Below are 12949 nucleotides of genomic sequence, written 5' to 3' on the forward strand. Positions count from 1 at the left end.
AAGTAGTCATTGGGGACGTTTTTGTTTGACTAGTCGTTTAAGAACGTCCCCGATGACTATTTGAATTGCTAATTTGTGCGGGTTGTGGTTTTGTGACCTGCTGAAATTTAGGATACTGTACATCTGTACGTTAACTCATCTTCGTAGTATATTGCTACCCGCAAAACTCAACACCATTGTGCTTTGAGACGTTAAAGCGCCTACTACAATGGTTGTCGATAGTACGATTCGATTTAACGACAGGATGGATGGTCCAAGCGTGAGTCTCGGCAGCAAACTATCCAATGCAAAGGTGTCCTTTGCGATATTTAAGCGCGACATTAAGCGACTGCTTGTGAACCCCGTCGCCCTGGTGGTTACCCTAGGCGTGTGCGTTATTCCCTCGCTGTATGCCTGGTATAACATCGTGGCAAACTGGGATCCGTATGGAAACACCCAAGGCATCAAGATTGCTATCGCCAACAACGATCGAGGCACCCAAAACGACTTGGTGGGTGAGCTCAACGCTGGCGACAAAGTGGTCGACCAGCTCAAGGAGAATCATCAGTTGGGCTGGACGTTCGTCGACTCGACGGCCGATGCCAAGGAGGGCGTCGAGAGCGGCGAGTACTATGCCGCTATCGTGATTCCCAAGAACTTCTCGGATAACCTGGTTTCGATGCTCGACGGCAACTACCATCAGCCCAAGCTCACGTACTACGTCAATGAGAAGAAGAGCGCCATTGCGCCCAAGGTTACCGATACCGGTGCAAACACCATCGAGGAGCAGATCAACTCGGAATTTGTCTCTACGGTAGGCAAGACTGTTGCCGGTATCGCCAAGGATGCCGGAGTCGATTTAAAGGACAAGGCAACCCAGACTCAGGATTCGTTGGCCGGTTCGGTATCAGAGGCTTCCGATACGTTGGGCGAAGTGCGTGATTCGATTGGCGACATGAATGCCGCCATCGATAAGACGAGTGGTTCCATTGCCTCGGCAGATGCGGCACTTGCCGGTCTGCAGGGTCAGGCGCCGTCGCTGACGCAGGCGATCTCCCAGGGCAATGACCTGCTGGGCGAGGCTCGCGCCACGGCGGGCAACTCTGTCGCCTCGCTCTCCAAGGCGCTCTCGGAAGGCAGCCTTGCGCTCACCAAGACGTCAGCCTCCGCAAACGCTGCGATTGGCAAGCTGACGGGCACGGTCGCATCTACGACTACCCGTATCGACAACTCGCTTGAGTCTCTCCAAGCGACGATCGACCACAATAAGGCCGTTATCGGGCACTTGGAAATTCTCGTCAATGACACGTCGACAGGTTCCAAGGAAATTGACGCGCGCATTGTATCGATCATCGATTTGCTCCGCGAGCAGAATGAAAAGCTTCAGAGCATCAAGGACGGTCTGTCTGCGCAGTCGAGCGCCATGGCGAATGACGCTGCGGCTGTCTCGGGTGCCAGCGACGCTATCAATAATGCAATTCAGACCGGTGCGACCAACCTTGGCCAGGCTCAGACGGACCTGGGTCAAAACGCGCTGCCGAAGGTCTCGAGCGCACTTGATTCGTTTGCCGTCGTCTCGGGTGATCTGACGGGAATCGTGTCTGGCCTCACGCCTACTATTGCAAGTGCGCGCGGTACACTTTCGCAACTCAACGCCACGCTCGGTCAGGCCAAGACCACGCTGTCCCAGACCGATGCCTCGCTTGCCAAGGTCCAGGACAAGCTCGCAACCGCCGCCAACGACATCGCGGCGCTACAGACCTCCGAGTCCATGGGCGAGCTGGCCGGCCTGATGGGCGTCGACGTCGATGATGTTGCAGACTTCATGGCATCTCCGGTCGAGCTGACCTCAAAGTCAATTTACCCGGTCAAGAGCTTTGGTTCGGGCATTGCCCCGTTCTATACCAATCTGGCGCTGTGGGTGGGCGGCTACGTGCTTATCGCCATCTACAAGCTCGAGGTCGACCGCGAGGGCATCGGCAGCTTTACCGCGCGTCAGGGCTACTTTGGCCGCTGGTTGCTCCTGGTGATCCTGGGCGCGTTGCAGGCCATCATCGTTACGGTAGGCGATCTGGTGATCGGCGTGCAGTGCGTCAGCCCGCTGCTGTTCGTGCTGGGCGGCATCGCCATCTCGTTCACCTACGTCAATATCATCTATGCGCTGTCCACCACGTTTAAGCATATCGGCAAGGCTATCGGCGTCATTCTGGTTATCGTGCAGATCCCGGGTTCGTCGGGCATGTACCCCATCGAGATGATGCCAGGCTTCTTCCAGTGGCTGCACCCGCTGCTGCCCTTTACCTACGGCATCAATCTGCTGCGCGAGACGGTCGGCGGCATGTATTCGTTCAACTACCTGTTTAACCTGTGCATTCTGGGCGTGTTCTTGATCGTGGCGCTCTTTATCGGCCTGCAGCTGCGTCCGCTGCTGCTCAACCTTAACCTGCTCTTTGATAAACAGCTCTCCACGACCGGTATGATGATTTGCGAGTCCAACGACCTGCCGCGCCAGCGCTACTCGCTGCGCACGGCCATGCGCGTCATGCTCGATTCCGATTCGTACCGTCGCGAACTGCTCGATCATGCGGTCGCCTTTGAACATCGCTACCCGTACTACATCAAGGGCGGTTTTGCCGCCGTGGTGGGCGTTCAGGTCCTGCTCTTTGTCCTGTCGACGGTTCTCGATATCGACAATAACGGCAAGATCATCCTGCTTGTCATTTGGATCATCTCGGTTATTGCCATCTGCGGCTGGCTGATCAATATCGAATATATCCGAGCGAGCCTCAATACCCAGATGCGCATCTCGGCGCTTTCGGATGAGGACCTGCGTCGCGAGATGCGCGAACACACGGTCGCCATTCCTGCCGCCCGCCACATGTTTGGCCTCAACGCCAGCGAGCGTGGTGCCAAGGGCGGCGATCAGTCCACGGGCCGCTTGCCGCATATCGGCTCGCACCATAAATCTCAGGGCAGCGACAGCACAGCCACAAATGATGGAGATACCACCGCGCTTGGCAAGCACTCCAAAGGAGGTGAGGCATAAATGAAGAACATCCTGCATCTGTTTAAGCGCGATGTCCAAAACGTGTCTCGCTCCGTGATCGGCTTGGTTGTCGTGATGGGCCTCATTATCGTACCGTGTCTGTACGCGTGGTTTAACATCGCCGGCAGCTGGGATCCGTACGGCAACACCGGCAATCTTAAGATCGCCGTGGTCAACACCGATGAGGGTTACGAGAGCGATTTGATCCCCGTCGAGGTTAACGTGGGCGAAAACGTGACCGCCACCCTACGCGGCAACGAGAGCTTCGATTGGGTTGTGCTCAACAATCGCGAAAAGGCTATCGAGGGCGTTAAGTCGGGCGCGTACTATGCTGCCGTCGTTATCCCCAAAACGTTTAGCGCTGACATGATGACGCTTTTCTCGACCGACGTGAAACACGCCGATATCGAGTTTTACGAGAACCAGAAGGCCAACGCTATTGCGCAGATCGTGACCGAGAAGGGTTCGAGTGCCGTTCAGAGCCAGGTTAACGAAACTTTTACCGAGACCATTACGAGCATCGGTCTTAAGACGGTGTCCAGCCTGCTCGATTACATGAGCACCGACCAGGTCAGCAACTTTATCGCAAACCTGTCCTCGACGCTCGGCGATTCGATTGAGGACCTGCGAGACGTTCAGGCAAATGCTTCGTCGCTGGCGGGCATTTTGAGCTCCACGTCCGATTCGCTGACGTCGGCGAGCGGCATGCTCAAGCAGACCGGTGCCGTCGATGAGTCGACAAAGCAGCTCATGGAACATGCCAAAAGCGGCATCGATGATTCCAAAGAAGCGCTTAAGGCGGCAAACGATGCCATCGATGCCGCAATCGATGGAAGTGCGGGTTCGTTCGACAATGTGTCTGCCGAGCTCGCGAAGGCGTTCGACACCGCGAACCAGCATGTCGACCTTACGGTGTCCCAACTCAACGATGCCGCTGCGGCTCTTAATGCGCGCGCCAAGGATATCGATGCGATGGCCGATCAGCTCCGCAGCCTTGCCGACCAGGTGAGCGATGAGAATTTGAAGGACGGCCTCAAGTCCGCCGCGACGTCGCTGGGCAGAATCGCCGTTGAGTACCGCAGCAATGCCAAGGATCTGGCGGCCACCGCGAAGTCTCTCTCCGATAGCATGGCCGAGGTCAACAACTCGCGTGCCGAGGTCGATCAGGCCATCGCCGATGCCAAGGCCGGCATCGCGGGCGCCAAATCCGATTACGATTCCACGTTCTCGGTTAAGGCCAAGGAGCTCAAGAAGACCGTCTCGGGCATCCTAGACTCGCTCGATGGTATCTCGGGCAATCTGGATAGCGCCGTAGACGGCCTGACCGACGCATCCGGTTCGCTGGCAAAGGGCCTCTCCAAGGCTGCAAAGCTGGTCAACAAGGCTTCCGATCAGTTGGGCGAAGCGTCGGACAAGATCAGCGCGTTTAAGGACGAGCTCGACGGTGCCTTGATGTCAGATGACCTCGCTACGATCAAGACGATGATCGGCAATGATCCCGAGGGTCTGGCCGTGTCGCTTTCCGGCCCCGTCGCGCTCGATCGCAAGCCGGTCTATCCGATTCGTAACTACGGTTCGGCCATGGCACCGTTCTACACGATTCTGTCGCTATGGGTCGGCTCGATCGTGCTGGCGGCCATGATGAAGGTCTCGGTTGACGATGAGCTCATCAACGAGCTCATCCCCGTGCGCCTGCACGAGATCTACCTGGGCCGCTACCTGTTCTTTGGCGGTCTGGCCCTGCTGCAGGCGACACTCGTGTGCGCGGGCGACATCCTGTTCTTTGGCATCCAATGCGACAACCCGCTGCAGTTTGTGCTGGCGGGCTGGGTCGCGAGTCTCGTGTTCTCCAATATCGTCTACACGCTTACGGTTTCGTTTGGCGATATCGGCAAGGCTTTGGCCGTTGTGCTGCTGGTCATGCAGGTCGGCGGTTCGGGCGGTACGTTCCCCATCGAGATGACCGGCCCTGTGTTCCAGGCGATCTATCCGTTCCTGCCGTTTACCCATGGCATTAACGCCATGCATGCCGCCATGGCTGGCGCCTACCATATGGAGTACTGGGTTGAGCTGGGCATTCTGGCGAGCTATCTGATTCCGTCGCTGGCCCTGGGCGTCGTCTTCCGCCGCCCGGTCATCAAAGCCAACGACTGGATCATCGAAAAACTGGAGTCAACCAAATTGATTTAGTTCAGCAACGTAAACGCCGTCGGAACATCGAGATCTTCCAACCCGATGCTTTAGCGTAGTGAATTGCACGGGCTGCTTGGTTGTTGCTACAGTAGCGGGGCGTGCCGGGGGTCCGGTGCGCCCTGCTTTTATTTGACCATGAGGCGGCACGCAGCCATGCGCGTGCGGACACCACGCCCAGATTGAGCGCGAGGATGCCCTATGGCCCAGCATGCCACTGACAATATCGAAATGATGCCCGATAGCCCTGTTGCTCGCGAGGACCTGGGCGCGGGCGGCACCTCCCGCGGCGCCGGCGCTCGCTCGCCGCTGTTCTGGAAAGTCCTGCTGCTTTCGGTGGCAGTCGTCTGGGGCTACTCCTTTACGACCATGAAGGACGCGCTCGACACCATTCCGGTGTTCGAACTGCTCTACGTGCGCTTTCTGCCTGCGGCGTTGGTCATGTTTTTCATCTTCCACAAGCGCATCATCGCGCACCTCAACGCCCGCAACCTTATCGTCGGACTTGGCATGGGCGCACTTATGTGGGCCGCCTACGCCCTGCAGACAGTCGGTCTGGCGCACACCACGGCGGGCAAGAATGCTTTTTTGACGGGCACGTATTGCATCGTTGTGCCGTTCGCGAGCTATTTTCTGAGCGGCGAAAAACTCACCCGCTATAACCTGGGCGCGGCGCTGCTGTGCTTGGCGGGCATTGGCTTGGTGGCGCTCGATAGCGTTGAATTCAACATCGGTGATGTCATTACGCTGGCGGGTGCGGTCTTTTTCGCCATCCAGATGGCGGTGACTGCCAAGTACGGTCGCAAAATGGACATCAACGTCATCACGTTTTGGATGTTTGTGGGCAACGGCGTGCTGAGCCTGGCAACGTCGCTGCTATTCGAGACCCAAGCGCCTCTGTCCGTGTGGACGCCGAGCTTTATCAGCGCGATGGCGTTTCTATCGGTGGGCTGTACGTGTGTGGCTCTGCTCATCCAAAACGTCGGCCTGGCGCATGTCCCGGCCTCAGCGGGCTCGCTGCTCCTTTCGATGGAGTCGCCTTCGGGTGTGCTGTTCTCGGTGCTGCTGATGGGGGAGGCGCTCACCTCGCGCCTGCTCGCCGGCTTCGCGCTCATCTTTCTTTCGATTATCTTGAGCGAGACGCATTTCGATTTTTTGCGTCGAAAGCCGCGTCCGCAATTGTAAACAATTTGTTGCGCCGCCTCCCGGGGCGGCATTTTTTATGCGTCGCCCTTAAAGTAGTACCTTGCACTTTATGCTATCAAAGTGCTTGCTGCAAAAACGTTACTGGAGGGCATCTATGGCACCAGCACTGTCCGATCTTCAACCGCAATCAGCGCCCAAGGCCACCGCGGCGGCGCAGACCGCTATCGGTGACGGTCTTGTTGCAGAAGCTCAGGCTTTTGCAGACGAGCTCGCTGCGTGGCGACACGATTTACATCAGATGCCCGAGCTGGGTAATAGCCTCCCGCAGACCTCTACGTATATCCAAGCGCGCCTGACCGAGATGGACATCCCATTTGCTACGCTCGTCGATGGTTCCTGCGTTGTGGGCCTTGTCGGCGCCGGTGCCGCCGCGGCCCAAGGCAATGGCATCTGCACGAATGAGCAGGCCGGTACGGTCATCATGCTGCGTGGCGACATGGACGCCCTGCCCGTTGTCGAGGAATCCGGCGAGCCCTTTGCATCCACCAATGGCTGCATGCATGCTTGCGGTCACGATATGCACGCGACGGCCCTGCTTGGTGCGGCGCGCCTGCTCAAGGCCCGCGAGGCCGAGCTTGTGGAGGCCAACGCTACCGTCAAGTTGCTGTTCCAGCCGGGCGAGGAGACCTTTGAGGGAGCACGCGCTGCCATCGCCGACGGCTTGCTCGAGAACCCGCGCCCTCAGGCGGCCTTTGCCATGCATGTCAACAGCCAGTCGCCGCTTGGCCTGGTGCTCTACGGCAGCCCGGCGCTCTCGGGTGTGTACGGTTTCCGCATCACGCTCCAGGGCAAGGGCGGCCACGGTTCCAGCCCCGAGATCTGCATCGACCCCATCACGGCCGGCGTCCACGTGCACCTGGCGCTCCAGGAGCTTATCTCCCGCGAGGTGCCGGCGGCCAAGGAAGTCGCACTTACCGTTGGTAAGTTCGCCGGCGGCTTGGCGGCCAACGTCATCCCCGACACCTGCGTGCTCGAGGGAACGCTGCGCGGCTTTGATGTTGAGCTCATGGCTCACCTAAAGACCCGCATCGCGGAGGTCGTTAACGGCGTTGCTACGACCTATCGTACGCCGGCGACCATCGAGACGCTTTCGGATGTTCCGCCGCTTGTACTCGACAGCGATATGACTCAGGCGTCGCTTGGCTACGTGGGCGCAGTGCTGCCCAAGACGGCTTTCTTGCCGCTTTTCCATGCCATGGCGAGTGAGGACTTCGCGCTTATCTCGAGCAAGATCCCAAGTGCGTGCTTTACCGTGGGCGCGGCCGTAACCGACACGGACGAACACTTTGCCCAGCATCATCCCAAGGCACGTTTTAGCGATGCCGAGCTTCCCCTTGGCGCCGCGGCTTATGCCGCCGTCGCTTTGGGCTACATCGCCGACCACCGGTAGCACCCAATCTTGCTACTCGTTTGTTTAAAAAAGGAACAGTATGTCCCAGCAACGTAAGTTCTTCCCCGGCTGGCTCGTGGTGGCCTCCGGCTTTGTGATCATGGCCACGTGTTACACGATTTTCGTTAACTGCATGAGCCTGTTTCAGCCGCTCATCGTCAGCGACCTCGGGATTACGCTTACGCAGTACAACATCTCCAATGCCATCTCCACCGTGGTGAGCGTAATCGGCTCACTTGTCATTGGCCATGTTGCCGATAAAGTAAGCGGCCGCGTTTTTGGGTTCCCCTCACTGTAATCGCCACCTCTGCCGTTCTTGCCGGCATGAGCTTTGTCGGTGAGCTATGGCAGGTCTACGTGCTTTTCTGTTCGCCCCGTTCTGTCTGTGGCTGCCCTGGAAGCCGAATGGATGCTCGTACCATCATTCTGTTTCCAAGGCGGCCACGGGCCTACGAAATGATCCGTTTTCCTCCGTCCCCAAGGGGTCGCGTGATCCGAAGGGGACGGAGGAAAACGGATCACAAACAGCGGCGGCGCGTCTGGCCGAACGAGTCCCCATACCCTCGTTCGGTCAGACGCGCCGCCGCGTTTTGTTTTTGTGCCGTATAATGACCACTACCTATGACGCGATACAAAAGAAAGGTGTTTGCCCATGCAGGCACAGAAGGCGGAGGGAACCCGCGACCTTATCGGCGCCGAGATGCGCGCCTGGCAGAAGATGCAGCAGATTGCGGCCGGCGTGTTCGAGCCGTTTGGCTTTAAGCCCATCGAGACGCCCGCGATCGAGCAGGTGGACGTGTTTGTCCACGGCATCGGCCAGTCGACCGACGTCGTGCGCAAGGAGATGTTCCGCGTCTTTAGCGGCGCCAACCTGGAGCGCGTCTTTGCTGAGGGCACCGACACCAAGCTCAAGCCCAAGCAGCGCCTGGCGCTTCGTCCCGAGGGCACGGCCGGTGTGGTGCGCGCCGTCGTGGAGAACAACCTGGTGCCCCAGGGTTCCACGCCGTTTAAGGCTTATTATGCCGAGGCCATGTTCCGTGGCGAGCGTCCTCAGAAGGGTCGCCTGCGCCAGTTCCATCAGGTGGGTATCGAGTGGCTCGGCGCTCCCGATCCGGCTGCCGACGCCGAGTGCATCATCATGCTTATGGAGTTCTACAAGCGCCTGGGCTTTGATCTTTCCAAGCTTCGCCTGCTTATTAACTCGATGGGCGATGCGCAGTGCCGTCCGGCCTACCGCGAGCAGGTCAAGCAGTTTATCCTCGATCACGCCGACGAGATGTGCGACGAGTGCCGCGAGCGTGCCGAACTCAACCCGCTGCGTGCCTTCGACTGCAAGAACGACCACTGCCGCGAGATCATGGCCGACGCCCCGCTGATGGGCGACAACCTGTGCGATGAGTGCCGCGAGCACTACGAGCAAGTCAAGCGCTATCTGGATGCGGCGGGTATCGAGTATGTCGAGGACCCCACCTTGGTGCGTGGCCTGGACTACTACACCCGTACCGTCTTTGAGGTCGAGGCTCCCGGTGCCGGTGTCGGCTCCATCGGTGGCGGCGGCCGCTACGACGGCCTGGTCGAGCTCGAGGGTGGCAAGCCCACGGCAGGCGTCGGCTTCGCTGTCGGTTTTGAGCGCGCCCTGCTGGCCCTGCAAGCCTTTGGCAGCGACCTGGGTGCCGAGGAGGTCCCGTGCGTCTACGTCGCCAATGCCGGCAAGGAGCTGCGCCAGAACGTCTTTACTATTACGCAGCAGCTTCGCGCCGCAGGGATTGTGACCGAGGCCGACTATCAGGGCCGTTCACTCAAGGCCCAGTTTAAGCAGGCCGATAAGGTAGGCGCCAAGCTCATTTTGGTCCTGGGCGGCGACGAGCTTGCCGCCGGCAAGGTCAAGGTGCGCGACATGGAGAGCCATGACGAGGTGCTGGTCGATTTGGCCAACGTTGTCGAGGCGGTTCGCGAGCGCCTGTAGCGTATGATTTTTGAGCTGCGGGTCCGCTAACACGTCCCGCTTGCGGCGAACGATTGTTACGGGGGTGTTTCGCTTTTATGCGGAATGCCCCCGTTTGTGTATGCCGCCCACCGAGAAATACGACCATTTAGAGCAAAAACCCTTGCAATGCAGAAAATACTTTTGTGTGGTAAAGCGCAATCAGTGTCGAAAGTGTTTCTCAAGCGCCTATAATGAATACCGCATGTTACGTGCATAGAAGGAGGAATGGGAGGAAACGTGGCTGAGAACCTAAGCAACCAGTCTGTACCCGAAGCCGCGGCGCGCGTCGCTGCCGTGGTCAACCGCCTCGTTAACCGAATCGGCTCGAATGCCGAGTTCAGGGAGCGTCTCGCCGAGATCGAGATCCCCGAGGAGCTGCGCGATAATCTGGCGCTGTTCCTGCGCCTGGAGCGCCGTGTGCTTAGCGAGTATGATCCCGAGATCGCGGACCTGTTCGACAAGATTCTGTCGGCCGAAATCGTGGCCAATGCCGGCAACCCCGGTAGCCGTGCCGCTGACGAGGCCGTCGACGAGCAGGGCGTGCCCACCGCCGACGAGCCCACCGCCGTGGCGTTTCGCGAGGTCGTCGATCTGATCGATAGTCTGCCGCTCGATAAGCAGCAGGTTATCGTCCGCGCCTTTACGAGCTTCTTCCACCTGGCAAACCTGTCGGAGGAGAACTACCGTGTGGCGCAGCTGCGCGAGCGCGAGGCCGGTGCGTCGACCGATACCGAGGTCGATCCCGCCAACGAACTTACCGTCGCCTATCACCAGCTGGTGAATGAGCTGGGCGTCGAGGGCGCCAACGAGCTGCTCGGCAAGCTTGAGTTCCATCCCGTCTTTACCGCGCATCCCACCGAGGCCCGTCGTAAGGCCGTCGAGGGCAAGATTCGCCGTATCTCCAACCTGCTGGAGGAGCGTCCGCGTCTGGGCGGCTCCGACCTGGTGGAGAACGAACGCCACATGCTGCAGGAGATCGACGCCTTGGTGCGTACGAGCCCCATCGCGCTCAAGAAGCCCACGCCGGTCGAGGAAGCCGATACCATCATCGACATCTTCGATAACACGCTGTTCGACGTTATCCCCGTCATCTATCGTCGTTTTGACGACTGGGTGCTGGGCGACAAGGCCGGTACCGTTCCGCCGCTGTGCCCGGCGTTCTTCCATCCCGGCAGCTGGATCGGTTCCGACCGCGACGGTAACCCCAACGTCACCGCCAAGGTGAGCCGTGAGGTCGCCGCCAAGTACTTCACCCATATGGTGCTCAAGCTCGAGGACAAGTGCCGCCGCATCGGCCGCAACCTCACGCTCGAGGCCACCTACAGCAAGCCGTCTGCCGAGCTCATCAACCTGTGGAACCATCAGGTCGAGATGAGTACCCAGTACACGGCACGCGCCGAGCTGATCTCCGAGCACGAGCCGCATCGCGCCGTCATGCTCGTCATGGCCGACCGACTCAACGCCACCGTCCGTCGTATCACCGACACCATGTATCACAGCGCAGACGAGTTCCTGGATGACCTGCGTGTCGTTCAGCGCTCCCTGGCCGCCTGCGGTGCCGTCCGTGCTGCCTACGGCCCGGTCCAGACCATCATCTGGCAGGTCGAGTCCTTCGGCTTCCATATGGTCGAGATGGAGTTCCGTCAGCACTCCGTGGTGCATGCCCGCGCCCTTAAGGATATCCACGAGAACGGTATCCATGGCGACCTGCAGCCCATGACGCGCGAGGTCATCGATACCTTCCGCGCTATCGGCTCCATCCAAAAGCGCTACGGCAAGAAGATGGCGCACCGCTACATCATCTCGTTCACCAAGAGCGCTCAGCATGTGGCCGACGTCTTTGAGCTTGCCCACCTGTCCTTTGCACACGAGGAGGATGTCCCTGAGCTCGACGTGATTCCGCTGTTCGAGCAGCTCGAGGACCTCGAGGGTTGCGTCGACGTGCTCGACCAGATGCTTACGCTGCCCGTGGTGCAAAAGCGCCTTGCCCAGACCAACCGCCGCATGGAGGTCATGCTGGGCTATTCCGACTCCTCCAAGGATGCCGGTCCTACCACGGCCATGCTCGCGCTGCACTCCGCGCAGGAGCGCATTGCCAAGTGGGCCGAGAAGAACGATATCGACCTGGTGCTCATGCACGGTCGCGGCGGTGCCGTGGGCCGTGGCGGCGGCCCGGCCAACAAGGCCGTGCTGGCGCAGCCCAAGGGTTCGGTCAACTGCTTCTTTAAGCTCACCGAGCAGGGCGAGGTCATCTTTGCCCGTTACGGCAACCGCACGCTGGCTCAGCGCCATGTTGAGTCCGTTGCCGCCGCAACGCTTTTGCAGTCGGCCCCGAGTGTCGAGAAGACCAACACCGAGACCACGCAGAAGTTCTGGGATATGGCCGAGAAGCTCAACGCCGCAAGCCACGAGCGCTATCTGGACCTGCTGAACACCGAGGACTTTACGCCGTGGTTCTCGACCGTGACGCCGCTGACCGAGGTCGGTCTGCTGCCGATCGGCTCGCGTCCCGCCAAGCGTGGCTTGGGCGCCAAGTCGCTCGACGACCTGCGTACCATTCCGTGGATCTTCAGCTGGAGCCAGGCGCGCATTAACCTGGCCGCTTGGTACGGCCTGGGCACCGCCTGCGAGCAGTTGGGCGACCTTGACCAGCTCAAGGCTGCCTACCAGGAGTGGCCGTTCTTCCGCACCTTTATCGACAACATTGAGATGTCGATCGCCAAGACCGACCAGCGCATCGCCAAGATGTATCTGCACCTGGGCGATCGCCAGGATCTGTCCGAGAAGGTCTTCACCGAGATGCAGCTCACGCGTAAGTGGGTCCTTGCCATCGTCGGTGATGAATGGCCGTTGCAGCGCCGCCGCGTGCTTGGCTGCGCTGTCCGCGTGCGTAACCCCTATGTCGACGCTCTGTCTATCGCCCAGGTTCGCGCCCTTCGCGAGGTGCGTATGAACCAGGACGAGATGGCTGAGGAGAAGAAGGCCGAGTACATGAGCCTGATTCTTTCGACTGTGACCGGCGTCTCGGCAGGATTGCAGAACACGGGGTAATCGATAGCCCTGTGGCTCTCACCGGGACCCGATGGGTCTCCCTCTGAATGCATTCCGCAGCACGAAGCCCCCTTATCCGCAGCTCCGAAGGAGCAGGATA

At 59.5% G+C, this 12949-nt stretch carries 7 protein-coding genes; all 7 read left to right on the forward strand.

The window, feature by feature from the left end; translation table 11 throughout:
- Positions 1-259 precede the first annotated feature (259 nt).
- Complete coding sequence (locus AB5202_RS03190) at positions 260-3025, forward strand: YhgE/Pip family protein (RefSeq protein ID WP_343001546.1); 2766 nt, start codon at positions 260-262, stop codon at positions 3023-3025.
- Positions 3026-5215 carry a YhgE/Pip domain-containing protein gene (locus tag AB5202_RS03195; RefSeq protein ID WP_343001545.1) on the forward strand — a complete coding sequence of 730 codons (2190 nt, stop codon included), beginning with the start codon at positions 3026-3028 and terminating at the stop codon, positions 5213-5215.
- A 201-nt stretch (positions 5216-5416) separates the two neighbouring features.
- Positions 5417-6400: a DMT family transporter gene (locus tag AB5202_RS03200; protein ID WP_196031731.1), complete on the forward strand. Its 984-nt coding sequence runs from the start codon at positions 5417-5419 to the stop codon at positions 6398-6400.
- A 115-nt stretch (positions 6401-6515) separates the two neighbouring features.
- Positions 6516-7811: a M20 family metallopeptidase gene (locus AB5202_RS03205; protein WP_368143576.1), complete on the forward strand. Its 1296-nt coding sequence runs from the start codon at positions 6516-6518 to the stop codon at positions 7809-7811.
- A 40-nt stretch (positions 7812-7851) separates the two neighbouring features.
- Positions 7852-8109 carry a hypothetical protein gene (locus AB5202_RS03210; RefSeq protein ID WP_215673442.1) on the forward strand — a complete coding sequence of 86 codons (258 nt, stop codon included), beginning with the start codon at positions 7852-7854 and terminating at the stop codon, positions 8107-8109.
- Positions 8110-8463: 354 nt separating this feature from the next.
- Positions 8464-9777: a histidine--tRNA ligase gene (gene hisS, locus AB5202_RS03215; RefSeq protein WP_343001542.1), complete on the forward strand. Its 1314-nt coding sequence runs from the start codon at positions 8464-8466 to the stop codon at positions 9775-9777.
- A 246-nt stretch (positions 9778-10023) separates the two neighbouring features.
- The gene (locus AB5202_RS03220; RefSeq protein ID WP_438265660.1) at positions 10024-12849 is read left to right on the forward strand and encodes a phosphoenolpyruvate carboxylase; all 2826 of its coding nucleotides are present in this window, start codon (positions 10024-10026) and stop codon (positions 12847-12849) included.
- The last annotated feature ends 100 nt before the right edge of the window (positions 12850-12949 follow it).

Source organism: Collinsella aerofaciens (assembly GCF_040915545.1).
Lineage (GTDB): Bacteria > Actinomycetota > Coriobacteriia > Coriobacteriales > Coriobacteriaceae > Collinsella > Collinsella aerofaciens_BE.